26 protein-coding genes are annotated in these 24,949 nt (G+C 34.6%); 20 read left to right on the plus strand and 6 right to left on the minus strand.

Annotated elements, in window-relative coordinates; genetic code table 11:
• The 13 genes from ABIZ51_02135 to ABIZ51_02195 all read left to right on the plus strand — a co-directional run.
• Positions 1–737: T9SS type A sorting domain-containing protein (locus tag ABIZ51_02135; protein ID MEO7087575.1), on the plus strand; the 737-nt coding region annotated here is incomplete at its 5' end.
• Between the two features lie 90 nt (positions 738–827).
• Positions 828–1,490: a heme exporter protein CcmB gene (locus ABIZ51_02140; GenBank protein ID MEO7087576.1), complete on the plus strand. Its 663-nt coding sequence runs from the start codon at positions 828–830 to the stop codon at positions 1,488–1,490.
• A gap of 15 nt (positions 1,491–1,505) precedes the next feature.
• Positions 1,506–2,222: a cytochrome c biogenesis protein CcsA gene (gene ccsA, locus ABIZ51_02145; protein MEO7087577.1), complete on the plus strand. Its 717-nt coding sequence runs from the start codon at positions 1,506–1,508 to the stop codon at positions 2,220–2,222.
• Positions 2,223–2,268: 46 nt separating this feature from the next.
• A complete protein-coding gene (locus tag ABIZ51_02150; GenBank protein ID MEO7087578.1) occupies positions 2,269–2,475 on the plus strand; it encodes a CcmD family protein in 207 nt (68 codons plus the stop codon).
• Positions 2,472–2,864: a cytochrome c maturation protein CcmE gene (locus ABIZ51_02155; protein ID MEO7087579.1), complete on the plus strand. Its 393-nt coding sequence runs from the start codon at positions 2,472–2,474 to the stop codon at positions 2,862–2,864. The genes ABIZ51_02150 and ABIZ51_02155 overlap by 4 nt, the downstream gene beginning before the upstream one ends.
• Positions 2,865–2,872: 8 nt before the next feature.
• The gene (gene ccsA, locus ABIZ51_02160; protein ID MEO7087580.1) at positions 2,873–5,452 is read left to right on the plus strand and encodes a cytochrome c biogenesis protein CcsA; all 2,580 of its coding nucleotides are present in this window, start codon (positions 2,873–2,875) and stop codon (positions 5,450–5,452) included.
• A gap of 15 nt (positions 5,453–5,467) precedes the next feature.
• The gene (locus tag ABIZ51_02165) at positions 5,468–6,256 is read left to right on the plus strand and encodes a DUF2520 domain-containing protein (GenBank protein ID MEO7087581.1); all 789 of its coding nucleotides are present in this window, start codon (positions 5,468–5,470) and stop codon (positions 6,254–6,256) included.
• 39 nt (positions 6,257–6,295) lie between these two features.
• Positions 6,296–6,799: an HAD hydrolase-like protein gene (locus ABIZ51_02170; GenBank protein ID MEO7087582.1), complete on the plus strand. Its 504-nt coding sequence runs from the start codon at positions 6,296–6,298 to the stop codon at positions 6,797–6,799.
• A 24-nt stretch (positions 6,800–6,823) separates the two neighbouring features.
• Positions 6,824–7,786: a geranylgeranylglycerol-phosphate geranylgeranyltransferase gene (locus tag ABIZ51_02175; protein ID MEO7087583.1), complete on the plus strand. Its 963-nt coding sequence runs from the start codon at positions 6,824–6,826 to the stop codon at positions 7,784–7,786.
• Positions 7,776–8,357, plus strand: a complete 582-nt coding sequence (locus ABIZ51_02180; protein MEO7087584.1) for a Maf-like protein — start codon at positions 7,776–7,778, stop codon at positions 8,355–8,357. Before ABIZ51_02175 ends, ABIZ51_02180 begins: the two co-directional genes overlap by 11 nt.
• A 496-nt stretch (positions 8,358–8,853) precedes the next feature.
• Positions 8,854–10,059: a pyridoxal phosphate-dependent aminotransferase family protein gene (locus ABIZ51_02185; GenBank protein ID MEO7087585.1), complete on the plus strand. Its 1,206-nt coding sequence runs from the start codon at positions 8,854–8,856 to the stop codon at positions 10,057–10,059.
• 1 nt (position 10,060) lies between these two features.
• Entirely contained in the window at positions 10,061–11,185 is a 1,125-nt protein-coding gene (locus tag ABIZ51_02190; protein MEO7087586.1) for a hypothetical protein, read from the plus strand.
• Positions 11,182–12,174 (plus strand): NAD(P)-dependent oxidoreductase, encoded by a 993-nt coding sequence (locus ABIZ51_02195; protein ID MEO7087587.1) that lies wholly within the window; start codon positions 11,182–11,184, stop codon positions 12,172–12,174. Before ABIZ51_02190 ends, ABIZ51_02195 begins: the two co-directional genes overlap by 4 nt.
• Positions 12,175–12,284: 110 nt before the next feature.
• On the opposite strand, the gene ABIZ51_02200 is transcribed toward ABIZ51_02195, so the two are convergent.
• The 4 genes from ABIZ51_02200 to ABIZ51_02215 are packed head-to-tail and all read right to left on the minus strand — an operon-like array spanning position 12,285 to position 14,190.
• Positions 12,285–12,845 (minus strand): nitroreductase family protein, encoded by a 561-nt coding sequence (locus tag ABIZ51_02200; GenBank protein ID MEO7087588.1) that lies wholly within the window; start codon positions 12,843–12,845, stop codon positions 12,285–12,287.
• Between the two features lie 15 nt (positions 12,846–12,860).
• On the minus strand, positions 12,861–13,298 hold the full coding sequence (locus tag ABIZ51_02205; protein ID MEO7087589.1) for an OsmC family protein: 438 nt from the start codon (positions 13,296–13,298) through the stop codon (positions 12,861–12,863).
• 31 nt (positions 13,299–13,329) lie between these two features.
• Positions 13,330–13,701, minus strand: a complete 372-nt coding sequence (locus tag ABIZ51_02210) for a DoxX family protein (GenBank protein MEO7087590.1) — start codon at positions 13,699–13,701, stop codon at positions 13,330–13,332.
• 39 nt (positions 13,702–13,740) lie between these two features.
• Positions 13,741–14,190, minus strand: coding sequence for a MarR family transcriptional regulator (locus ABIZ51_02215; protein MEO7087591.1), 450 nt, complete (start codon positions 14,188–14,190; stop codon positions 13,741–13,743).
• A 246-nt stretch (positions 14,191–14,436) separates the two neighbouring features.
• Between ABIZ51_02215 and ABIZ51_02220 the strand changes: the two genes are divergently transcribed.
• The 7 genes from ABIZ51_02220 (at position 14,437) to ABIZ51_02250 (ending at position 22,809) form a co-directional block, all read left to right on the plus strand.
• On the plus strand, positions 14,437–16,650 hold the full coding sequence (locus ABIZ51_02220; GenBank protein ID MEO7087592.1) for a bifunctional (p)ppGpp synthetase/guanosine-3',5'-bis(diphosphate) 3'-pyrophosphohydrolase: 2,214 nt from the start codon (positions 14,437–14,439) through the stop codon (positions 16,648–16,650).
• 102 nt (positions 16,651–16,752) lie between these two features.
• A complete protein-coding gene (locus tag ABIZ51_02225; protein ID MEO7087593.1) occupies positions 16,753–17,646 on the plus strand; it encodes a J domain-containing protein in 894 nt (297 codons plus the stop codon).
• A 56-nt stretch (positions 17,647–17,702) separates the two neighbouring features.
• Complete coding sequence (locus tag ABIZ51_02230; GenBank protein ID MEO7087594.1) at positions 17,703–18,191, plus strand: glutathione peroxidase; 489 nt, start codon at positions 17,703–17,705, stop codon at positions 18,189–18,191.
• Between the two features lie 2 nt (positions 18,192–18,193).
• A complete protein-coding gene (gene bshB1 / locus ABIZ51_02235) occupies positions 18,194–18,910 on the plus strand; it encodes a bacillithiol biosynthesis deacetylase BshB1 (protein MEO7087595.1) in 717 nt (238 codons plus the stop codon).
• 52 nt (positions 18,911–18,962) lie between these two features.
• On the plus strand, positions 18,963–20,411 hold the full coding sequence (locus ABIZ51_02240) for an LptF/LptG family permease (GenBank protein MEO7087596.1): 1,449 nt from the start codon (positions 18,963–18,965) through the stop codon (positions 20,409–20,411).
• A 32-nt stretch (positions 20,412–20,443) separates the two neighbouring features.
• Positions 20,444–21,628: a glycosyltransferase family 4 protein gene (locus tag ABIZ51_02245; protein MEO7087597.1), complete on the plus strand. Its 1,185-nt coding sequence runs from the start codon at positions 20,444–20,446 to the stop codon at positions 21,626–21,628.
• Positions 21,629–21,651: 23 nt separating this feature from the next.
• The gene (locus ABIZ51_02250; GenBank protein MEO7087598.1) at positions 21,652–22,809 is read left to right on the plus strand and encodes a glycosyltransferase; all 1,158 of its coding nucleotides are present in this window, start codon (positions 21,652–21,654) and stop codon (positions 22,807–22,809) included.
• Between the two features lie 15 nt (positions 22,810–22,824).
• Here ABIZ51_02250 and ABIZ51_02255 read toward each other — a convergent pair whose 3' ends face one another.
• Both ABIZ51_02255 and ABIZ51_02260 read right to left on the minus strand, forming a co-directional pair.
• Positions 22,825–24,165, minus strand: coding sequence for an HD domain-containing protein (locus ABIZ51_02255; GenBank protein MEO7087599.1), 1,341 nt, complete (start codon positions 24,163–24,165; stop codon positions 22,825–22,827).
• Between the two features lie 69 nt (positions 24,166–24,234).
• Complete coding sequence (locus ABIZ51_02260; GenBank protein ID MEO7087600.1) at positions 24,235–24,804, minus strand: L-threonylcarbamoyladenylate synthase; 570 nt, start codon at positions 24,802–24,804, stop codon at positions 24,235–24,237.
• Between the last annotated feature and the right edge of the window lie 145 nt (positions 24,805–24,949).

Consider the following 24,949-nt stretch of genomic DNA (forward strand, 5'->3'; position numbering starts at 1 on the left):
ATTCCGGACAACAAACAGCCGACGGGAAATTTATCAGCGCTGGATACACAGAAACCCGCTCCAACGGAAAGGATTTTTACCTTATCCGATGTGATATAAACGGAGATACTTTATGGACGGCTAAAAATGGAGGAACTATTGATGATGGTGCTTATTCTGTTACACAAACACCCAACGGTAATTTTATTTGCTTGGGATATAGCGAAAGCTTTGGAGCAGGAATGAAGGATTATCACTTTTATGAATTTGATAACAGTGGCTTTTATGTCAATTCCAGAGGCTATGGAGGTACAAATGATGACATTGGTTATTGCATCAACAATACAAAAGATCATGGTTTTATTATAACCGGACAAACCGCCAGTTATGGAAACGGTCCCGAAAATATTTACACAATAAAAACCGACAGTAACGGCGATGCAACAGGAATTATTTTAGTAGGTATTGACGAAATAACTGGTATTCCTTCTGAAAAAAATATTTTTGCGTACCCAAATCCTTGCACTAATTTTTGTCGTATTACATTCATAAATAAGACACCTGAAAAAAATATTTTTTTAACCCTTTACAATGTATTGGGCGAAGAAATAGAAAAAACAAATCCAACTTTCTCGCTTGATTCAAAAGGGTTAGAAACAATTTCTATTGCTACCGATGCACTCCCTTCCGGAATTTATTTAGCGAAAATAAGCAACGGAAATTTTATTCAGACACAAAAAATAATTGTTCAGCATTAACTAAATAATTAATACTGAATCGACTCTTCAAAAAAATATTTTTTCAACGCACAATTGATAAAATGTATCTTTGAAAAAATATTTTTTCGGATGCCTCTTTTAAGCAGTGTAAAATACCTTATTGCAAAAGAAATAAAGCTGGAAATGCGCCAAAAATATGCCATTAACGGCATTATATTGTATTTGGTGGCAACGGTTTTTGTGGGTTATTTATGCTTTAAAACCATTGTAGATGCTGGAACCTGGGATGCGTTGTTTTGGATTATTATGCTGTTTACATCCATTAACGCAGTTTCAAAAAGTTTTATGATGGAGAAACAAGGTCGCTTACTTTATTATTATACCATTGCCAGTCCGCAAGCAATTATCCTCTCAAAAATTATTTATAATATTTTGATGATGATCGTGCTTTCCTTGATATGCTTTGCTTTTTACGCACTTTTTTTAGGAAGCATGGTTCAAAATATTGGTTTGTTTTTATTCGTTATTTTAATCGGAAACACAGGTTTTGCAGCTATTTTAAGCATGACCTCCGCCATTGCGTCCAAAACAAACAACAGTTTTACCTTGATGGCAATTTTAAGTTTCCCTTTATTAATGCCCTTGTTATTGGCTTTGATGAAGGTTTCGAAAAATGCGATTGATGGTTTGGCATTGTCGGTGAGTTACAATTATATACTCGTTTTGGTACTTATAAATCTGATTATTGTCATACTTTCTTATTTATTATTTCCATACCTTTGGCGCGATTAAAAAAATATTTTTTTGATGAGTAAAAATACGGCATCGACGCAAGAAAAAAATCCTTCTTTTCTCAAAAAAAATGGTTGGAAAATAATCACTGTTTTGCTTTTGTATTATGTGATTACGATGGGATTATTACACAAGGTTCCGCGTTTACCCATTCTTCACGAAACCATTCGAAACCTTTATTTTCACGTGTGTATGTGGTTCGGGATGATTTTTATTCTTTCTGTTTCGCTTGTGCAAAGCTTATTGTATCTTTCCAGTAATGATATTAAGAAAGACATTTTGGCTTCGCAAGCCGCTAATACGGGTATTTTATACGGTTTTTTAGGATTGGCAACCGGTTCTTTGTGGGCAAAATTTACGTGGGGCGCTTGGTGGATTAACGATCCGAAATTAGACGGAGCAGCTGTATCCATGCTTATTTACGTAGCGTATTTAATTTTAAGAAGTTCTATTGATGAAGAACAAAAAAGAGCCAGAATATCTGCCGTTTATAATATTTTCGCATACATTATGTTGATTGTTTTTTTACTGATTTATCCGCGTATGCACAACGTGGATTCTTTGCATCCCGGAAACGGTGGAAATCCAGGATTTAATAAATACGATTTAAACAGCGATATGCGCATCGTATTTTATCCTGCCGTTATCGGCTGGGTTATGCTGGCTTGGTGGATAACAACCATTCGCGTAAGAATAGAAAAAATAAAACGAAAATTGTATTACAATGATTGATAAAAAACTTCGCTCGAAAAAATATTTTTTCACAACACTTTTTTTGATGTTCGTTGCATTTGCTGCTTTCGCACAAGATAGTACAGCTACAGCGCCTGTCGAAATGGCTGATGGAATGCGGGCTTCAGGAAAAATTTACGTGGTGCTCGCCGTTATTTTAATTATTTTTACAGGCATTGTTATTTATTTAATCAGTTTAGATAAAAAAGTTTCGGAGATAGAAAAAGAATTAAAAAGTAAAGACAAAAAATGAAAAAAATTCACATCGCCGGCATTGCCATAATTGCCATTGCCATCGGAGTTATAATTACGTCACTTTCCAACAACAATACGTACGCCAATTTTACGGAAGCTTCTGCCAACGAAGGCTCTGTTTATCACGTAGTCGGGAAATTGGACAAAAGCAAAGACATGGTTTACAATCCGCAGGAAAATCCAAATCAATTTACGTTTTACATGAAGGATGATAAAGGCGTGGAACGAAAAGTGATTCTTCATAAAAGCAAACCGCAAGATTTTGAACGCTCCGAACAAATTGTATTGATTGGAGAAGCGCAAGGCGCAGACTTTGTGGCGTCGGACGTGTTGATGAAATGTCCATCGAAATACAACGATGGAAAACCCCAAGAAGCGAGCAGATAATTCATAAAATGCAAAACATTCAGTACGTCGGAGAACATCTTTTAATAGGTAGAATAGGAAATGTATTTGTGCTACTTTCCTTTGTAGGCGCTTTATTGGCGGCTATTTGTTATTTCTTAGCGGAGAAAAATCAACTCGAAAAAGATTCTTGGAAACAAACGGCACGTATTGCGTTTCGCTTACATTCCTTAGGTGTAATCGGCATTATAGTTACTTTGTTTACGATGATTTTCAATCATTATTATGAATATTATTATGTGTGGGAACATTCTAATAATATAATGCCGATGCGTTATGTGCTCTCCTGTTTTTGGGAAGGACAAGAAGGCAGTTTCTTGCTGTGGACTTTTTGGCAAGTGGTGTTGGGAAACATTTTAATTCGCACAGCTAAAGATTGGGAATCGTCTGTAATGGCAGTCATTGCGTTGGTTCAAACATTTTTGGCTTCCATGTTATTGGGTTTGTACATTCACGGAATTCACATCGGCAGTAATCCTTTTACTTCGCTGTTGCGCGAAAATTCGCAGTTTGCGAATATTCCTCTTTTTCAAAATCCCAATTATTTAAAACAATTGGACGGAAGAGGTTTAAATCCTTTACTCCAAAATTATTGGATGACGATTCATCCGCCTACATTATTTCTGGGATTTGCCAGCACTGTTGTTCCTTTTGCATTTGCGATTGCTGGTTTGTGGAGAAAAAAATTAGGCGAATGGCAAGCGAAAGCCTTGCCTTGGGTCTTTTTCGGCGTAATGGTACTCGGCACTGGAACTTTAATGGGTGGCGCTTGGGCTTATGAATCCTTAAGCTTTGGTGGTTTTTGGGCTTGGGATCCAGTGGAAAATGCAGCATTGGTACCTTGGATTGTCTTAGTAGCTGCCGGACATATTCTCCTCATTTATAAAAATAGAAAGCAATCCTTATTGAGTACATTTTTGTTGCCAATGATCGCTTTTATATTGACTGTTTATGCTACTTTTTTAACTCGAAGTGGTATTCTCGGAAAAACCTCTGTTCACTCGTTTCCTGATTTAGGTTTATCCGGACAATTGCTCATTTATTTATTATTTTTTGTTTGGCTTTCTGCCTTGATGTTGATGCAAAATAAAAATTTACGGTTTTATTACGGCGTTGCTTCTGCATTTTTATTGGCTGCAGGCGCTACGTTTAATTTTAGCATTTACTCTTTTAATGTAAAAATAATTTCCTTACTTCTGTTTGGGCTTATTACCATTGTGTTGGTACTTTTCGGATTGGCGAAAAATTTCCCAAAAGAAACTGAAGAAGAAGCAATATGGTCTCGTGAATTTTGGATGTTTATTGGTGCTTTGGTTTTGTTGGTTTCGTGTTTTCAAATTATGACAACCACTTCCATTCCGGTTACCAATAAATTGTTTCACATGAACAAAGCGGAACCTGTAAACCGCATCGAACATTACAATATGTGGCAAGTCCCATTTGCATTTTTAGTTACGTTATTGATAGGTGTCGGACAATTTTTTAAGTACAAAGAGACCGATCTAAAATCGTTTCTAAAAAAAATAAGTCCTTCGTTTTTCTTGTCTTTAGCAGTTTCGCTTTGCGCGATTTTATATTTACCCGTAACAAATGTTTTTTACGGCGCTTTACTTTTTTCTGCTACGTTTGCCGTACTTGCTAACTTCGATTATGTTATTCGAATCCTTGGTGGAAAAATTTCTAAAGCAGGATCTTCCATTGCTCACATCGGTTTTGCGCTTGTTATTTTAGGCGCTTTAATTTCTACTTCCAAACAAGAAGTTATTTCAGCCAATACTTCTGGAAAAAGTGTTGCGAGTTTAGGAAAAGATTTTTCCGACAACAGCAATATTTTAATGACCGTTGGAGATACGCTTAAAATGGGAAATTATTTTGTAACCTATACAGGTAAGGAAAAAAATGGCGTAAATATTAAATACCATGTACAATATTTTACGAAAGAAAATGGAAAGTACACATTGGCATTTTCGCTCGATCCTTTGATACAACTCAATCCGCAAATGGGAAATGTCGCGGAGCCTTCCACCAAACGTTTTTTGACGAGAGATATTTATACGCACATCACCTTTGCTGATTTGGACGACATTAACGCGCCCGTTAATACTGGTGAATTTAACGATCCTAAAAAAAATACGGTAGCCATTGGTGATACCATGTTTTCGTCCAACGCAATGATTGTTTTAGATAGCATTGATGCACACATTGATAAGAAAAAATATAATTTATCGGATTCGGATATTGTACTGGGCGTGAAATTAAAAATGTATGATTTTAATAAAAAGGTATATTATGCAGAACCGCTGTACATCATTAAAGGCGGCTATTTACAGGTTTCGGATACAACCGTAGAAAAACTTGGATTGAAATTTAGATTCCTGAATATAAATACCGAAAATGGGAAAATTGATATTTCCATCGCCGAAAAAAAATCAGTTGCCAAAGATTATATTGTGATGACGGCAATTATTTTTCCGTTCATCAATGTGTTGTGGATGGGCTGTATTATCATGGTTATCGGAACTATTATTGCCATTCGCGCTCGACTGAAAAGTAACAAGATCAAAAAATAATTTTATGTTCTTTCGATGAAAAACGATTCAAACAAACAAGCTTTAAAAATCGTGATGATTGGTTCCGGAAATGTGGCAACGCATTTGTCGGAAGCCTTTGTAGCGAAAGGTCATAAGATTGTTCAAGTATACAGTCGTACAAAAAAAAATGCGGAAGCGCTTTCGAAAAATATTTTTTCAAGACCTATTTCTGATCTGAAAAAAATTACACCCGATGCAGATATTTACATTTTTGCAGTAAACGATGATGCTGTAAAAGAGCTCAGCGAAAAAATAATTTTTCGAGACAAGATTTTTTTGCACACCAGCGGTAGCTTGCCTTTAAGCGTTTTGAAAAATAATTTTTCGGACTGTGGCGTTTTGTATCCGCTACAAACGTTTTCGAAAAATAGAAAAATAAACATGCAAAAAGTGCCTATTTGCGTGGAAGGTTCAAATAAAGCGACTGAAAAAATAATTTTTCAACTGGCAAAAAGCATTAGTAAAAAAGTTCAAAAAATAAATTCTGAGAAACGAAAAATACTCCATTTGGCGGCGATTTTCGTAAATAATTTTCCAAATCATTTATTTTCAATTGCTGAAAAATTAACGACTTCTGAAAAAATAAATTTTTCACTTTTAATTCCATTAATGGAAGAAACTGTTTCAAAAATTAAAACCGGACAGCCGGCTGAAATGCAGACAGGCCCTGCTATCCGTAAAGACAAAAAAATAATGGATTCGCATTTGAAATTGCTGAAAAACAATCAAACAGCTAAAGAAATTTACACGATTATCAGCAAAAGCATTGCACAAAAAGAATAACAAATTCAGTATCTTCGTCTCGAAAAAATAATTTTTTAAATGCAAAAAAACTTCAAACAATTATTACCGAAAATAACCACTATTATTTTAGATGTAGACGGCGTATTGACCAACGGAACCGTAACGCTGATGGCAGATGGAACACAAGTACGAACGATGAATATCAAAGACGGTTATGCCATTGAATTGGCGATTAAAAAAGGAATGAAATTGGCAATTATCAGTGGTGGAAAATCTGAAGAAGTAAAAATTCGTTTGCAAAAATTAGGTGTAGAAAATATTTTTATGCAAGCAAAAAATAAAATGGAAGTTTTTTCTGATTACATAGCAGAACATAAAATTAACCCAGAAACAATTTTATACATGGGCGATGATATGCCAGATTATGAAGTGATGCAAAAAGTCGGCGTACCTACTTGTCCTGTAGATGCGGCGTACGAAATTCAAGCTATTTCTATTTATGTTTCTACCAAAAAAGGAGGACACGGTTGCGTGCGAGATGTGATTGAACAAGTTTTGAAAGCACAAGATAAATGGCAATAATCCCTTATTTTTAATAATCCTAAAATGATTTCCTTCTTTAAACTCATTCGTTTTCCTAATTTATTAATCATCGCATTTACACAGTACATGGTGCGCTGGTGCTTGCTATTTCCATTTCTAAAAGCAAAGGGCGTGGAACTCCAAATGAGCGGCTTTGATTTTTTTCTACTTGTGCTATCAACGTTAATGATTGCAGCTGCCGGATATATTATCAATGATTATTTTGACGGAAAAATCGATCGAATAAATAAACCAGAAGAGGTGGTAGTAGGCACAAAAATTAAAAGACGTGTTGCCATGGCAGCCCATGCAATACTTAATGTTGGAGGCATCGCTATCGGACTTTTTATTTCCTATAAAGTAGGTATTTGGAAACTCGGTTTGATTTATTTTATGTGTGCTGGTGGGCTTTGGTATTATTCCACTTCGTTTAAATATCAATTGTTTATCGGCAATTTTATTATTGCTTTATTTACTGCTTGTGTTCCTTTAATGGTAGGTATTTACGAGTTATTGTTGGATTATAAAAAGTATCTTCCGCAGGGAGTTTCGGGAAAGGATTTTAACGATGTTTGGCATTGGATTTTCGGTTTTTCCGCTTTTGCTTTTATCACTACTTTATTGAGAGAAATTATAAAAGATATGGAAGATGTGGAAGGCGATAAAGAATATGGTTGCAATACCTTGCCTATTGCTTGGGGTATGAATGCTGCAAAATCAGTTGCCTTACTGATTATTTTCTTCTGTCTATTTTCAATTGCGTATTTACAAAAAATGCAATTTCAATCGAATGATTTATTTTCTTTTTATTATTTTTTAATTGCTTTACAATTACCATTTGTTTTTCTCGGATTTCAATTATTTTTCGCGAAAGAAAAAAAACAATTTCATTTTTCAGGCAATGCCTTAAAAGGAATTATGCTGCTTGGAATAAGCTATTTATTTGTGTTTAGTTACATTTTGTTAAGTGCCATAAATGCTTTTTGATCAGCTAAAAAAATATAAAATTGTACTTGCTTCTAAATCTCCCAGAAGACAATTTTTATTAAAAGATTTGGGTTTAGAATTTGAAGTTCAAACAAAAGACGTGGACGAATCTTTTTCTGAAACGCTTCAGCGCGAAGAGATTCCTCTTTATTTATGTCAAAAAAAAGCAATTGCTTTTAAAAACGAATTAAAAGACAATACGCTTCTAATTACTGCGGATACGATTGTTTGGGTCGATCAACAAGTATTGAATAAGCCCGAAAATTTTGAAGATGCGCAACGAATGTTACGATTACTCTCCGGAAAAATGCACGAAGTAATTACTGGAGTTTGCGTACGAACAAAAAATAAATCGATTGATTTTTTTGTGAAGACAAATGTTTTTATGAAAAAACTATCGGAGACAGAAATAAATTTTTACATCACGCATTATAAGCCTTACGACAAAGCTGGAGCTTACGGCGCACAGGAATGGATTGGCTATATCGGCATCGAAAAAATTGAAGGATCTTATTTTAATGTGATGGGATTGCCATTAAAAGAATTGTACGAAGAATTAGAGAAATTTTAATACCTCCATATAGGATCCTCAAATAAAAGCGTACCGCTTTAGCTTATAAATATATAAGTTATCTGAATAACTGCACCTCTTTCCATTTTTATCCACATTGTTTCTAAAATTTCGTTTTAACACTTCAAATGTTTTTTATATTGTTATTGCTACTTTTAAATTATTTTCATTTTACAAGTCTTTATATCCCTAATAAGTCCCTGCCTACAAATTTATAAAATCTCCAACTGTAGTTAAATAATAACCTATAGAAAAAGATATTTTACCAATTGTATTTCAACAAAAAGGTAGAAATTATGAATCTATTTTCTATATCGTTCTGGTAATAAAAACGAAAAATATGTTTTTAATCATATTTTATAATTTATTTATAAAATAGTTTTGCCGCAATAGTTGAGTATTAGTGAAAGAACCTTTGTAAGGTTTGATTTCCTTATGTTCAACCAAATTGCCAATTGTAGATATCCTTTTAAATAAAATCCAATAAAACAGAAAAATGAACGCATTGCTAAAAAGAATGAAAGGGTTTACTGCTCATAAGGAAGTAAAAGGAGAAGGGTATTATCCATACTTCAGACCAATAGAGTCTATGCAAGACACCGAGGTCATTATTGAGGGAAAAAAAGTTCTTATGTTTGGTTCCAATAGTTACCTTGGACTTACTAATCATCCTAAAATACAAGAGGCAGCTATTAATGCTGTTAGAAAATATGGAACTGGGTGTGCAGGATCACGCTTCTTAAACGGTACCTTAGATTTGCATCTTCAACTGGAAAGTGAATTGGCAAATTTCGTAGGCAAAGAATCGGCCATTGTTTTCAGTACAGGCTTCCAAGCCAATCTTGGTGCAGTTTCAGTATTAACTGGGAGACATGATAACATTATTATTGATGAATATGACCATGCTTCCATAATTGACGGGTGCCGACTTTCTTTTTCAAAAGTGTCCAAATTCAGTCACAATAATATGGATTCGTTAGAAGAACAACTGCAATCTTTAGATCCAAGCAAAATCAAGCTTATTATTTGTGACGGAGTTTTCAGTATGGAAGGAGATATTGTAGATTTACCTAGTATAGTAGCAATTGCAAAAAAATACTCTGCTAACATTATGATAGATGATGCACATGGCATTGGAGTTTTGGGCAAAAACGGATCTGGCACAGCCTCTCATTTCGGATTGACAGACAAAGTGGATGTGATCATGGGTACTTTTAGTAAATCAATGGCAACTGTTGGCGGCTTCGCAGCTGGGAATAATGATACAATAGAATACATGAAACACCACTCTCGTTCTCTCATTTTCAGTGCAAGTATTTCCCCTGCCAACGCTGCGTGTGCTTTAGCAGCAATTGAAATAATGAGAACAGAACCAGATAGAATTAGAAAACTTTGGGTTAATACTCAATACGCCATCAAATCATTTAAAGAACTTGGGTTTGATATCGGTAGAACGGAAACACCCATAATTCCGATTTACATACGAGATAATATTAAAACGTTTTTGCTAACGAAAATGTTATTTAACGAAGGAATTTTTGTTAATCCAATCGTTTCTCCGGCCGTAAAAAGTGATTCTTCTCTTATACGCTTTTCTCTGATGGCAACACATTCCATCGATCAAATTGACATCGCAATAGAAAAAATAAATAAAGTGGCTAAGCAACTTGGTGTATTAGCAAACACAAAAACTATTATTTGAAATGATAACTATAAAAAAAGTAATTAATCCAAAGGGATTAAAACAATTTATTGATTTTCCACATCACTTATATAAGGATGATCCAAACTATGTGCCCGAACTTTTCATGGCACAAAAAGAACTTTTAGACCCAAAAAAACATCCGTTTTTCAAACATTCTAAACTTGATTTGTTTCTTGCCTTTAAGGGAACTAAAATCGTTGGACGAATTGCTGCAATAAGAAATAATAATCATATTAAGTACACAGAGGAAAAAGAAGGATTTTTTGGTTTCTTTGATGTTGTGAACGATTTTGAAGTTGCTGAGAAATTACTGGATTCTGCTTCTGATTGGGTGAAAGAAGAAGGGCTTCTTTCAATAGTTGGTCCTGTCAATCACTCAACCAATGAAACCTGTGGAGTACTTATAGAAGGAACGGATTCTGCTCCATTTGTTATGATGACCTATAACAAAGCGTATTATCCAGCCTTTTTGGAAAAATATGGATTCAAAAAGAAAATGGATCTAATAGCCTATCATTTATTAACAAAGGATTTATCGGACAAAACAGTAAGGTTATTAACCACTTTGGAAAATAGGTTACAACTAAAGGATATCATGATACGTACCGTTAACATGAAAAAATTTGATGAGGAGATTGAAAAAATAAAACTTATTTATAATACAGCTTGGGATAAAAACTGGGGATTTGTACCAATGACAGATGACGAATTTCGATTTATGGCAAAAGACATGAAGATGATTATAGACCCTGACTTTTGTTATATTGCCGAGTACAAAGGAAAAGGAATTGGGTTCTCTCTTTGTATTCCAGATTTGAACCAGATATTAAAAACTATTAAAAACGGACGACTATTTCCCACAGGTATTTTTAAACTATTATTAAATAAAAGGAAGGTGAATGCTGTTCGTGTTCTTACTTTAGGGGTAATTGAAGGTTATCGAAAGCTCGGTATTGAAGCTTGTTTTTACGGTAGGAATATTATTACAGCGAAAAAGAAAAATATCATAGCAGCAGAAGCATCTTGGATTCTCGAAAATAATTTTCTTATGAACCAAGCCATGCTCAATATTAAGGGTACCCCTTATAAAAAGTATAGGATATATGAAGCAGAGCTGAAATGAAAAAAATACTAATAACTGGAGCTACGGGGTTTATCGGCGGATTTTTGGTTGAAGAAGCACTGAAAAAAAATTACGAGGTATATGCAAGCGTCAGAAAATCGAGTAATACGCAATATCTTCATGATAAGCGGATAAAACTAATTGAATTGGATTTTTCTAATCCCGTTTCGCTGAATCAAAAAATGTCAGAAGCTTCTCGGTTTGATATTGTTATTCATAATGCAGGACTCACCAAAGCAAAAACAAGAACAGATTACTCTCTTGTTAATTATCACTACTCAAAAAATTTAATTGATACGCTTATTCATCTGAATAAGATACCTGAAAAATTTATTTACATGAGTAGCCTATCTGCTTTTGGTCCAGGTAACCCCACTTCACTATCTGTTGTTAAAACAACAGATACTCCTTACCCTATTACTTCATACGGAAAAAGTAAATTAGAAACGGAGAAATATTTATCTGGCTTACAAGAGTTTCCTTTTATTATTATCAGGCCCACCGCGGTATATGGACCAAGAGACAAGGATATGCTAACTATTTTCAAATTAATTAATAAAAATATTGAGATGCTCATCGGCTTCAAAAAGCAATACTTTACTTTTATTTACGTAAAAGATCTTATCAACGTAGTATTTCAATTAATAGAATCAAATATTAAAAACAAAAGTTATTTTATTTCCGACGGAAGCTTTTACGATGGAAGTGTGCTTGGAAATATTATTAAAACGCAGCTCAAAAAAAAAACGATCAAAATGCGATTACCAGTAAGTATAGTCAAACCTCTTGCATTCCTTTCTGAGTCTACAAAATTTATTACAGGTTTTACTCCGATTTTTAATTTAGAAAAGGTGAATGAACTGGAAAGTATTAACTGGAAATGCGATATTCAACCATTGATAGACGATATTCATTTTAAAGCAGATTATAATTTAGAAAATGGTATCCGTGAAACCATTGAATGGTACAAAAAAGAAAAATGGTTGTAAAATATATTTCCATTTACTAAAAGCGAGTCGTCCTCTTTCTTTTAAAGACAGATATCCTCTACCTAAATCTCAATAGTTATCTATCCATTTTTGATTCGTTAGAGTAAAATTTATTCTACAGAAGCCTGATTGAAAAAAATTTCTTCCACATTTTTTCTGGCTCTCGGATTTTTTGCTCTATCCAACATGGCGCCAGATAATTGATTGATATCTCCTGGATAACCCATTGCAATCATGCTTGCCGGCTGAAAACTTTCGCCCAAACTAAAAACCTGTTTCGCTTTTTCCACATCGTAACCACCCATTTGATGAATGGCAAGCCCCATCGAAGAAGCTTGAATAGAAAGGCTGCTCACCGCTTGTCCTAAATCATACATAGCAAACGGATTTGGTTTTTCGTTATAAGTAAAGTTTTTTTTCGCAATGCTCAACATCAATACAGGAGCGCTCACAACCCATGCTTTATTAAAATCCGCTAAGCAATCAAATAGTTTTGAATACAATTCAGTTTGATGTTTATGCGCGTAAATAAATCGCCACGATTGTTCATTGTTGCAGGATGCAGCCCATCGAGCAGCCTCAAAAAGAAGTTCCATTTTTTCTTTTTCGATGTCTTTGTTTTCAAAAATAATCGGGCTGTAACGATTTTTTATTGGATCAATTAAATGCATTTCTTTCACGTTTTTTTAAATTATAGATGTGTTTATTTTTATTGGATTACTCAAGATTTTGTGCACAGGACAAGCATTTGAAATAGTTAAAAGCCTTTGTTTTTGCTCTTCTGTCAAATTTCCTTCGAAAGAAATTAAACGTGTTATCGTGGTTTCATTTCCTTTTAAACGCGTTATCGTAGTTTCTTTTCCTTCCGTTACTGTTTCTAAATTCAATGCTACATTTATTTTTTCAACGTCCCATTGTTTTCGGTCGGCGTACATACGTAGCGTGATGGCGGTGCAAGATCCCAATGCAGCTAATAAATATTCTATCGGACCTGCTGCTGTATCGCTTCCGCCATGCGATTCAGGTTCGTCAGCAGAAAATGTATGTTTTCCGCTCGTGATAACTGTTTTGTAATGTTCCTGTCCGATAGAAACAAGCAACTCTTTCTCTAAATATGTGCTCATAATTTTTGAATTTAATTGTTTGGTTTAAAAATTATTTTTCAGAAGCTGTTCCGGCTATCAATAAAGAAGCACCAAGTAAAGCCAAATCTTTTAGTGTTTCCATAACAGCCATTTGCGCCATTTGTGGATTCGGATTAGTCAACATTGGCAAGTGCATTGTCAAAATCATCACTAATAAATAGGCTGCGAGTAAAAGTCCGGTAAGTTTCACCTTTTTGTTGATGATAAGCGCGATACAAGCTGCCAACATAGCGATTCCAGTTAAATAAATCCAGAAAATTCCGCCTGGAATATACGACGGAATCATACCTTTCATGTTATTTGCCATCATCAAATGACTAATTCCAAAAATACCAAATGGCAACGCGAAAATAATTGTTCCAATTCTTTTTAAATTTTTCATGTGTTGATTTTTAAGGTTTATTTTGTTTTTATTTATTTCTTATTTTCTAAGTTTATCGAGAATCCTGTTGAGTTCCGAAGCTTCTTTTTCGCTGATGTGCGAGAATTTTTTTTTCATTTCTTTTTCTCCTTTTTCCAATTCGATTAATAAATCTAATCCTTTTTTTGTGATGAGAATATTTACCGAGCGCCTGTCTGCATCACAAATAACGCGTTCTAAATATTTTTTTTGACGTAATTTTTCTACCAATCTCGAAGCATTCGAATTTTTATCCAACATGCGTTCTATCAATAAATTTACCGATGCTGGCTTAGGATGTTGTCCGCGCAAAATTCGTAAAATATTGTATTGTTGTGGTGAAATTCCGTATGGTTTAAAGCGTTTAATACTGGAATTATTCAACCAACTTCCGGTGTAAATAATGTTTAAAAGCATTTTGTGATGTTCACTTTTAAATTTAGATTGTTTGATTTCCTTTTCCAATTCCATGACTGATAATTAAATCGAATACAAATGTACGTATAAACATTATATGTCCATACATATAATTTAAAATAAATGATAGGTAGTTGATTTTCAATAAAATAAAAACGCGTTTGAAAAATTATTTTTTTGGAAGTCGAATTCTAAACCATTTTTTTATGCTTCGAAAAATTATTTTTTCAAAGCCAATAAATTTCACCAAAAATAAAATGTTAATTTTACACATCTGAAAAATAATTTTTTACTGACCTTATGCCACAAACAGAGCCGATTATCGATATTGAACAAGAAAAAAAAGAAATTCTAAAACGTTACCGTGGCTTGTTGCGCGCATCCAAACGCCGACTCGAAAAAGGTGATAAATTACTCATTCGAAAAGCTTTTGATATAGCCTTAGAAGCGCACAAAGACATGCGCCGAAAGTCGGGCGAACCCTACATTTATCATCCAATTGCTGTTGCCGTAATTGCGGCAGAAGAAATTGGTTTGGGCACTACTTCCGTGGTCTGCGCGCTCTTGCACGATGTGGTGGAAGATACGGATATGAGTCTGGAAGACATCAGAGGTTTGTTTGGTGATCGTGTTACGAAAATTATTGACGGACTTACAAAAATTTCGGGCGTTTTTGATCAAACTTCTTCTTTACAAGCGGAAAATTTTAGAAAAATGTTACTCACGCTTTCGGACGATGTGCGTGTGATTTTGATAAAGCTTGCCGATCGTTTGCACAACATGCGCACGCTCGATTCCATGGCGCGACAAAAACAATTAAAAATTGCTTCTGAGACACTTTATTTATACGCCCCTTTGGCGCATCGCTTGGGTCTAAATGCCATCAAAACAGAAATGGAAGACCTCGGATTAAAATACACCGAGCCGGAAATATTTGATTCTATCTCCAAAAAATTAAAAGATACACAGCCCGAACGTACACGTTTTATCAACAAATTTATTGTTCCGATTAAACAAGAATTGGAAGCGCAAGGCTTGAAATTTAAAATTATCGGTCGCCCGAAATCCATTTATTCCATTTGGAATAAAATGAAAAATAAAAGTGTGCCTTTCGAGGAAGTGTATGATTTATTTGCGATTCGAATTATTTTACACGCTCTTCCAGAAGATGAAAAAACTGATTGTTGGCGGGCGTATTCCATTGTTACAGATTTTTATCATCCAAATCCAGATCGTCTCAGAGATTGGATTTCGACACCGAAAGCAAATGGTTATGAATCCTTGCACACCACGGTAATGGGACCTTTGGGACGTTGGGTGGAAGTTCAAATTCGTTCCGAGCGTATGGATGAATTGGCAGAAAAAGGATATGCTGCGCATTGGAAATACAAGGGTTCCGGAATCGAAACACAATTGGATGATTGGATTCGCAGAATTCGTGAGTTGTTGGAAAGTCCGGAAGAAAATGCGATGGATTTTATTGATGATTTTAAACTGAATTTATTTGCCGAAGAAATTTTTGTTTTTACACCGAAAGGAGAAATGAAAACCCTTCCAGCGAATGCCACTGCGCTCGATTTTGCTTTTGACATTCACACGAAAGTGGGAGAAAAGTGTATTGGTGCAAAAGTAAATCACAAACTCGTTCCGCTTAGTTACAAGCTAAAAAGCGGTGATCAAGTGGAAATAATAACTTCTAATAAACAAACAGCAAAAGAAGATTGGCTGCAATATGTAGTTACGGCGCGCGCCAAATCAAAAATTAAAAATGCACTCAAAGAAGTAAAGCGAAAAATTGCAGAAGATGGAAGAGAAATATTGGAACGAAAATTCAATCATGTGAAATTGGATTTTACCGTACAAAATATTAATGCTGTTGCGAATTATTATAAATTACAGAGTAGTCAGGAGCTTTTTTATCGTGTAGCCAAAGAAAGTATTGATTTAAAATTACTGAAAAATTTTACTAAAAATAAAGACAAACAAATTCCGCTTCCAAGCGCTAAAAAAACAGAAAATACCTTGGAGCAATTGGTTACCACTGCTCGAGGAAAATCAGATTTATTGGTGTTGGGCGAAAACATGGAGAAGATTGATTACAAGCTTTCTCCTTGCTGTACACCGATTCCGGGCGATGACGTGTTCGGATTTATTACGGTGGGTGAAGGCATAAAGATTCATCGCGTTAATTGTCCGAACGCCATTCAATTAATGTCGAATTATGCATACCGAATTGTAAAAGCGAAATGGACGAGCCAAGAATTAATTTCGTTCCTTGCCGGAATAAAAATTACGGGAATCGACGAAGTGGGAATTGTAAATAACATCACAAAAATTATATCTAACGAGCTAAACGTAAATATGCGCTCCATCAGTTTCGACTCTAACGACGGCACTTTCGAAGGAACGGTGATGGTTTTTGTACACGACACCAATCACCTTACGGCATTGATGAAAAAATTAACAAAAGTTAGTGGCGTGCATCACGTAACGCGTATGGATAGTAATCAATAAACGAAGTTTTAAGTTTATATGTTCTACGTTTTTTTGAATCATAAATAGTCATTCAAAAAAATAATTTTTCAAACCGTATTTTTGAAATCTTAAAAAAACACAATGCCAAAAGATTATCATAAAATATTAGGCATTTCTCCTCATGCTTCTCGCGAAGAAATCGTGAAAGCCTTTCGAAAAAAGGCTTTGGCGTACCATCCAGATAAAAATTCTTCGGCAGATGCTAAAGAGAAATTTCAGGAAATTTCTCTTGCATATCGGATATTATTGAAAAATACGCGTGTAAATTCAGGAATTTCAACCTCTTCGGATTTTGACCCTCCAAAAAATAATTTTTCGGAAGCTAAAAAACACCGAGGCTATCAAGCTCCTAAAACAAGCGAAGAACGTTCTGAGCGCATCAAAAAAGCGAAACAACTAGCAAAAGAAAAAGTTGAAAAAGAGCGCGTCGATGAACTAATTTACCATCAACAATTTAAGAAAAGTATTCGCTATAAAATTTCTGTTATTTGCGCTGTATTGTGCATTTTAACAGGTACTTTACTCACTATTGATTATGTGATGCCTTATGCAAAACAGAAAACAATTATTGAAGAACAATTGTTAAAAGTAGAAAAGTCAAAAACGCTAGAAGGCTTGCAATCAGAGTATCAAAATACGATTGTTATTAATAAACAAAAGCTGATTTTAAATGGTATGGATTTCTTTTTTGTACAAAAAGGAGATTCCGTTATCGTAGAAAAAACACATTTTTTTCATGATATTATGAATGTTTCTGTGCTCAATAATGGAAAAATAATTGCGGAAGAACGACCTTCCGAAAGTGTTTATTCCGTAGCAGCTTTATTGCTACTATTGCCTTTTTTCAATTTTATATTGGAAGGACCAACGATGCGCTATCATTTTGTTGTTATTTTTAATCTCATTGTTCCGAACATCGCATTAATATACGCTTTGCTCGAGAATAACAGGCTTTTCAGATTATTCGGAGGCTAAATACTGTTTCGTTAAAAAACCGTAATTTTAACTTCTCAAAAATAATTTTTCAAACGATGAAAACATTTCATGATTTTAAAGTCCTTGATAACAAAGGAAAAGAAATAAATTTAGCTATTTACAAAGGAAAAAAAGTATTGGTTGTCAATACAGCTTCTGAATGCGGATACACGCCACAATACGCTCCGATGCAGCAATTGCACGAAAAATACAAAGATAAAAACTTAGCAGTAATTGCTTTTCCATCGAACGATTTTGGCGCGCAAGAACCTGGAACTAACGATCAAATTGCAACGTTTTGTCAGAAGAATTACGGCGTTACTTTTCCGGTGATGTCGAAAATTATCGTAAAAGGGAAAGATGCTCATCCTTTGTACCATTGGCTTACAGAGAAATGTCAAAATGGATTAATGGACAGCGAAGTAAAATGGAATTTTCAAAAATACTTAATTGACGAGAACGGAAAATTGGTGGACATGGCTCCCCACAATGAAGATCCGCTTTCTGAAAGAATCGTAAACTGGGTTAAAAAAAATAATTTTTAAATATGAAATTAGATATTTTAGCATTTGGCGCGCATCCTGATGACGTGGATTTATCGTGCGCTGGCGTACTTTTAAAACACGCAGCAATAGGAAAAAAAACAGGTATTGTGGATTTAACGATGGGTCAATTGGGAACACGCGGAAGTGCCGAACTGCGCTTGATAGAAGCTGAAAATGCTCGAAAAATATTAAAGGCAAGCGTACGCGATAATTTAAAAATGGAAGATGGTTATTTTGTAAATGATAGCAAACATCAACTCGAAATCATTAAAAAAATAAGACAATACCAACCTGAAATTGTATTGGCGAATGCTATTTACGATCGTCATCCCGATCACGGAAAAGCTTCCACACTTGTTTCTGAAGCTTGTTTTTATTCCGGCTTACGAAAAATTGAAACTGAATTAAATGGTCAGCAACAACAAGCCTGGCGACCAAAAGCAGTGTATCATTACATTCAATATAAAAATATTGAGCCACATTTTGTAGTAGATATAAGTGATTTTATCGATCAGAAAATGGAAGCAATTAAAGCATTTTCTTCTCAGTTTTACGATCCAAAATCAAAGGAGCCAGAAACTGTTATTTCATCAAAAGATTATTTGGAACACATTTATCAACGCGCTGCAGATATGGGCAGAATTATCAATGTGAAATATGCAGAAGGCTTTACGGTAGAGCGTTATCCGGGTGTTGAAAATTTATTTCATCTTAGCTAAAGTTAGAAAAAACACTTCGCGAAAAAATATTTTTTCAAAGTCCCAATGATTCATGCGGATAAAAACACTTCATAAATTTATTTTAAAATCTTACTTAGGACCTTTTATCCTCACGTTTTTCATCACCAATTTTATTTTGTTGATGCAGTTTTTATGGCTCTATGTGGATGATTTAGTGGGAAAAGGCTTGGGCTGGATAGTAATTACAAAATTTATGGCTCTCGCTGCCATTACGCTTATTCCTTTGGGATTACCACTTGCCATCCTACTTTCCTCCATTATGACCTTCGGAACTATGGGCGAACATTACGAATTAGCAGCTATGAAATCGTCTGGACTTTCCTTGCAAAAAATAATGCAACCATTAATTATTACTTCTATTATCATTAGTGTTTCTGCTTTTTATTTTTCAAATAATGTACTGCCTTTCGTGAATTTAAAAATGGGATCTTTACTTTGGGATATTCGCCAATCCAAGCCTGCATTGAATATTCAAGAAGGCGTTTTTTACGATGGTATTAGTGGATACAGCATTCGCGTAGGAAAAAAAGATGCCGACGGACAAGGCATTCACGATGTAATGATTTACGACCATACCACCAACGAAGGCAATTACAAAGTCATTTTGGCAAAGTCTGGAAAAATGGCACTTTCCGCAGATAAAAATTTTTTGATTTTAACTTTACGAGATGGAAATAGTTACGAGGAAATTCGAAATTCTCAACAAGATAGAATCACGCATCCCATGCTAACACAGAAATTTGGCGAAGAAATTATTCGTTTCGATTTGTCTGGATTTAAATTAACACGTACCAACGAAGATTTATTTAAAAGTGATTATCAGATGTTAAACGTTCACCAATTGCAGGAATCCATTGATTCAATACAAAAAAAGCAAGTGAAACGCACGGATGAATTAGCAAAAGTATTGCGTACCGATTACCTCAGTAAAACCAATTTATTTATCAAATTAAATACGGATAAAAAAGATAGTTTGCCTATTTTAACTTGTGAAAATTATTTTTCAAAACTTCCAAAAGGAGAACGATTAAAAATTTTAGAAACTTCTGCAAACATTGTCAGAAGCGCCAAGGCAACGCTCGAAGCAACACAACAAGAATTGAGTAATAACAACGATGCCGTGGTGCGCGATAAAATTGAATGGCACAAAAAATACACTTTGTCGTTTGCCTGTTTGGTCTTGTTTTTTATTGGAGCACCTCTTGGCGCAATCATCCGCAAAGGCGGGTTAGGTATGCCTGCTGTCGTTTCCATTATCTTCTTCGTAATCTTTTGGGTGGTTTCTATTATTGGAGAAAAATTTGCAAAAGAACAAGTTTTACCAGTTTATCAAGGCATGTGGCTTGCATCTGCCGTTCTTTTACCAATTGGAGTTTTTCTTACTTACAAAGCTACAGCAGATTCTTCGCTCTTTGATATCGAAACATATATTGCTCCGATTAAGAGAATTTTTCAAAAGAAAATAAAAGTTTCGAAATAAAAATTATGCGAATACTTCAGCTCTCCAACAAAATGCCTTTTCCGCCGAGAGACGGAGGTTGTTTGGGTATTCACAATTTTTCGATGGGTTTGTTGGAAGCTGGTCACGAACTGAAAATAATGGCCATTAATACACCTAAACATTTTACAAAAATAAATTCGCTACCAACAGAATATCTTCAAAAGACCAATATTGAAGCTATATTCGTGGATACTGACGTAAAAACAATTCCTGCTTTTTTAAATTTGTTTAGCTCCAAATCTTACAACGTAACACGATTTTACTCTAAAGAATTAGAAGAGAAATTAAGCGAAGTACTTCAAAAAAACACATTTGATATTATTCAACTGGAAAGCATTTTTATGTGTCCGTATTTGGAAACAATACGAAAAAATTCAAAAGCAAAAATAATTTTGCGCGCACACAACGTGGAACATATTATTTGGGAACGATTGGCTGAAAACGAAAAAAACAGTTTCAAAAAAATATATTTACAATTGCTTTCAAAGCGATTAAAAAAATACGAGATGGAACAATTTAATCGTGTGGATGGAATTACGACTGTTACCTTGGATGATTTAGAAATTATTAAAAAATCAGGATGCAAAAAATCAATTCAACATATTCCATTTGCCATTGATATTGAGCATTTAAAACCGAAACCAGAAGTTGCAGAACCTTTTTCCTTATTCCATTTAGGCGCAATGGATTGGATGCCAAATCAAGAAGGAATTCGTTGGTTCATTGATCATGTTTGGGGAAAATTACATGAAAAAAATCCAACCTTAAAATTTTATATTGCCGGACGAAACATGCCTGATTGGCTTTTAAAATTAGCTAAAAAAAATATTTTTGTAGCAGGAGAAATTGAAGATTCAATTTCATTTATACAATCAAAATCCGTTATGATTGTTCCTTTGTTTTCAGGTGGCGGAATTCGTGTGAAGATTATAGAAGGTTTGGCACTCGGAAAAGCAATTATTGCTACAAGCATTGCTGCTGAAGGAATTTCATACGAGAATAAAAAAAATATTTTCATCGCTAATTTGCCAAAAGAATTTATTGAATGTATTGAAAAAATAATTTTTGACGCCGATCTTTTAAAAAACACAGGCGAAAATGCGCGAAAATTGGCGGAAGAAATGTATGACATCAAAAAAATAATTTTTCGACTGACGCAATTTTATTCAGAGATTCTTAATCCAACGACAACGTGAAATTACTGATTGTTTTGTCGAGAGTGCCCTACCCGCTTGAAAAAGGTGATAAATTGCGTGCATACAATCAGCTAAAAGAATTAGCTAAAAAAAATGAAATTATTCTATTTGCCATTAATGACGGTACTTTGCACAAAGATGCAATCCATGAATTAAAAAAATATTGCAGCAAAATAAAAATCGTTTCGCTCTCAAAGCCTCAAATAGTTTGGAATTTAGTGCGTGGATTTTTTACTGGATTACCTTTTCAAGTAGCATATTTTTATTTCAAAAAAGCGCAGATAGAATTCGATTCATTCATTCAAAAAGAAAAACCGGAACATATTTATTGTCAATTAATCCGCACCAGTGAATATGTAAAAAATTATTCAAACATTCCGAAAACATTGGATTATATGGATATTTTTTCAAAAGGAATGGAACGGCGAAAAGAAAAAGCATCTGTTTTTCTAAAACCTTTTTTTGGAATAGAATACAAACGATTAATGAAGTATGAAAAAAATATTTTTGATTCGTTCGATCAAAAAATTATTATTTCGGAGCAGGATAAAAACTTCATTCCTCATTTCGAAAAGCAAGCTATACAAGTAATTCCGAACGGAGTAGATTTTTCTTTTTTTAAGCCTTCTGAAGAGAAAAAGAAATTTGAAATTTTATTTAATGGCAATATGAATTATCCACCAAACGTAGAAAGCGTGGATTATTTAGTAAAAAAAATCCTCCCTTTAGTTCATCAAAAATTACCGAAAACAAAATTACTTATTTCGGGAGCTTCGCCTTCCTCTAAAGTACTTGCATTGCAATCTCCATTTGTTTTTGTAAGTGGCTGGACGAACGATATTCGCAAAAATTTCGCAAAATCAAAAATATTGGTCGCGCCGATGCAAATTAGTATTGGCTTGCAAAATAAATTATTGGAAGCGATGGCAATGCAAATTCCGTGTGTTACTTCTTCACTTGCTAATAATGCGCTGGGCGCAAAAAACGGGACTGAAATTTTAGTTGCCGATGAACCAGAAGAATACGCCAAACATATTTTATATTTACTCGAAAATCCTGAAAAAGCAGCAGAAATTGCGCTTAACGGATTTCAATTTGTTGTAAAAAAATACAATTGGGAAAATAGCGTTGCTCAATTACAATTTATTTTTGAACGCGAAAAAAGCACTTCGAAAAAATAATTTTTCAACGTGCTTTTATAAGCCCATTTCTTTTCCTTTTGAAAGCATAAATTGGAACGCTGCTTCACGTTCATTCGGAATCAAACCATCTAAAATAGCCTCTCGTATCAAGGTTTTTAAAACGCCTACTTCTCTTCCTGGTTTCAAATTAAACGTATTGATAATATCTTCTCCAGAAACGGGCGGCTGCCAATTTCTAATTTTATCTTTCTCTTCAATTTCTTTTATTTTCTCGCGAACAATTTCAAAATTTTTGAGATAACGTTTTACCTTATTTTCATTTTTTGAAGTGATGTCGGCTTCGCACAATGTCATCAAATCGTCCATTTCTTCACCTGCTTCAAAAAGCAATCTGCGTACAGCACTATCCGTTACAATTTCTTTGGAAAGCACAATTGGTCGAAGATGTAGCAAAACCATTTTCTGAACATATTTCATTTTTTCGTTCAAAGGAAGTTTCAAATCAGCGAAAATTTTTGGTACCATTCGCGCACCTTTGTCTTCGTGTCCGTGAAAAGTCCAGCCGTGTTCTTTTTCAAAACGTTTAGTTGCTGGTTTTGCAATATCGTGTAAAATGGCAGCCCAACGTAGCCAAAGGTTATCCGTGTTTTTAGAAATATTATCCAACACTTCCAAAGTATGATAAAAATTATCTTTGTGTGATTTTCCGTCAATGGTTTCAACGCCGTACAACAAAGTCATTTGTGAAAAAATAATTTTCAAGAGACCCGAATCAAACAATAATTTGAAGCCTACCGAGGGTTTCGGAGAAAGAATAATTTTATTCAGTTCATCCGCAATCCGCTCTTTCGAAACAATTTTAATCCGAAAGGCATTTTTCGCAATCGAGTCCAACGATTTTTTTTCTATTTCAAAATTTAATTGCGAAGAAAAACGAATGGCGCGCATCATCCGCAAAGGATCGTCAGAATAAGTAATATCTGGGTCAAGCGGCGTACGAATAATTTTATTTTCGATGTCGTTTACACCGCCAAATGAATCCAATAAATTCCCAAATGTTTTTTTATTCAAACTAATTGCCAAGGCATTAATCGTAAAATCTCTGCGGTTTTGATCGTCCTCCAAAGTGCCTTGTTCCACCAGAGGATTTCGTGATTCTGCTCGATAGGATTCCTTGCGAGCACCCACAAATTCTACTTCAAAATCTGGCGTTTTTAATTGAGCTGTTCCAAAATTTTTAAAAAAATGCACTTCTGGTTTGGGCGAAAATTTCTCGGACACTTTATGCGCTAAATCAATGCCATTGCCAATTACTACCACATCAATATCTCTACAGGGTCGTTGCATAATGGCATCCCGCACGTATCCGCCCACCACGTAAACCTCTGCGTGCATTTCGTCGGCAGCTTCTGAAATGGCTTTAAAAACAGGTTGTTGGAGATATTCTGTGAATGCTTTCAATTTTTATTTTCTCAAAATTTTTATTTCACCGTGAAGCCCTAACTGAATGATAGCAGAGGCTTGCGTATTTCTTTTTTCGGAATGCGAATGTACCACATAATCTACGCCGTTCAAAATAGCCGAAGAAATTTCCGAAAAAGATGCGGGCGAAGGTTCTCCGCTAATGTTGGCAGATGTTGATACTATTGGCTTTCCGAGCCGTTGAATTAATTTTCGGCAAAAATCATCTTTCGTAATTCGAATCCCGATGCTACCATCTTCGGCAAGCACATTGGGTGCAAAACCGCGCGCTTTCGGATAAATAATCGTAAGCGGTTTTTCTGTGAATTCGATTAAATCCCACGCGAGTGCTGGCACATCCAAAATATATTTATTCAAATTTTCGGGGCGATCAAGTAACACGATTAAACTTTTAGATTCATTTCTTTTTTTTACAAAAAAAATTTTTTCGACTGCTTTCTTGTTGGTTGCATCACAGCCAATTCCCCAAATTGTATCCGTCGGATATAAAATAGTTCCGCCTGATTTCAACGTTTTTACGGCTTCCTGTAAAGCAATTTCATCTACGCTCATTTTACAAAAGTAGTTTTAATCTTCGAAAAGAAATTTCAAAAGCATTCTTTTTTTTTAAAAAAAATTCACTTGAAATTGATTAAAAAAAACCTATTATCTTTGACTCTGGCTCGAAATCAAAATATTTTTTTGCACAAATACTCTC

Source organism: Bacteroidia bacterium (assembly GCA_039924845.1).
GTDB lineage: Bacteria > Bacteroidota > Bacteroidia > DATLTG01 > DATLTG01 > DATLTG01.

Coding starts and splice junctions, on each gene's coding strand:
- ABIZ51_02205 (MEO7087589.1), bottom strand. CDS start 13,298: ATGAGCACATATTTAGAGAAAGAGTTGCTTGTTTCTATCGGACAGGAA.
- ABIZ51_02230 (MEO7087594.1), top strand. CDS start 17,703: ATGAAAACATTTCATGATTTTAAAGTCCTTGATAACAAAGGAAAAGAA.
- ABIZ51_02220 (MEO7087592.1), top strand. CDS start 14,437: ATGCCACAAACAGAGCCGATTATCGATATTGAACAAGAAAAAAAAGAA.
- ABIZ51_02210 (MEO7087590.1), bottom strand. CDS start 13,701: ATGAAAAATTTAAAAAGAATTGGAACAATTATTTTCGCGTTGCCATTT.
- ABIZ51_02180 (MEO7087584.1), top strand. CDS start 7,776: ATGCTTTTTGATCAGCTAAAAAAATATAAAATTGTACTTGCTTCTAAA.
- ABIZ51_02185 (MEO7087585.1), top strand. CDS start 8,854: ATGAACGCATTGCTAAAAAGAATGAAAGGGTTTACTGCTCATAAGGAA.
- ABIZ51_02190 (MEO7087586.1), top strand. CDS start 10,061: ATGATAACTATAAAAAAAGTAATTAATCCAAAGGGATTAAAACAATTT.
- ccsA (MEO7087577.1), top strand. CDS start 1,506: ATGAGTAAAAATACGGCATCGACGCAAGAAAAAAATCCTTCTTTTCTC.
- ABIZ51_02175 (MEO7087583.1), top strand. CDS start 6,824: ATGATTTCCTTCTTTAAACTCATTCGTTTTCCTAATTTATTAATCATC.
- ABIZ51_02255 (MEO7087599.1), bottom strand. CDS start 24,165: ATGCACGCAGAGGTTTACGTGGTGGGCGGATACGTGCGGGATGCCATT.
- ABIZ51_02240 (MEO7087596.1), top strand. CDS start 18,963: ATGCGGATAAAAACACTTCATAAATTTATTTTAAAATCTTACTTAGGA.
- ABIZ51_02260 (MEO7087600.1), bottom strand. CDS start 24,804: ATGAGCGTAGATGAAATTGCTTTACAGGAAGCCGTAAAAACGTTGAAA.
- ABIZ51_02195 (MEO7087587.1), top strand. CDS start 11,182: ATGAAAAAAATACTAATAACTGGAGCTACGGGGTTTATCGGCGGATTT.
- bshB1 (MEO7087595.1), top strand. CDS start 18,194: ATGAAATTAGATATTTTAGCATTTGGCGCGCATCCTGATGACGTGGAT.
- ABIZ51_02215 (MEO7087591.1), bottom strand. CDS start 14,190: ATGGAATTGGAAAAGGAAATCAAACAATCTAAATTTAAAAGTGAACAT.
- ABIZ51_02245 (MEO7087597.1), top strand. CDS start 20,444: ATGCCTTTTCCGCCGAGAGACGGAGGTTGTTTGGGTATTCACAATTTT.
- ABIZ51_02140 (MEO7087576.1), top strand. CDS start 828: ATGCCTCTTTTAAGCAGTGTAAAATACCTTATTGCAAAAGAAATAAAG.
- ABIZ51_02150 (MEO7087578.1), top strand. CDS start 2,269: ATGTTCGTTGCATTTGCTGCTTTCGCACAAGATAGTACAGCTACAGCG.
- ABIZ51_02155 (MEO7087579.1), top strand. CDS start 2,472: ATGAAAAAAATTCACATCGCCGGCATTGCCATAATTGCCATTGCCATC.
- ABIZ51_02225 (MEO7087593.1), top strand. CDS start 16,753: ATGCCAAAAGATTATCATAAAATATTAGGCATTTCTCCTCATGCTTCT.
- ABIZ51_02165 (MEO7087581.1), top strand. CDS start 5,468: ATGAAAAACGATTCAAACAAACAAGCTTTAAAAATCGTGATGATTGGT.
- ABIZ51_02200 (MEO7087588.1), bottom strand. CDS start 12,845: ATGCATTTAATTGATCCAATAAAAAATCGTTACAGCCCGATTATTTTT.
- ABIZ51_02170 (MEO7087582.1), top strand. CDS start 6,296: ATGCAAAAAAACTTCAAACAATTATTACCGAAAATAACCACTATTATT.
- ccsA (MEO7087580.1), top strand. CDS start 2,873: ATGCAAAACATTCAGTACGTCGGAGAACATCTTTTAATAGGTAGAATA.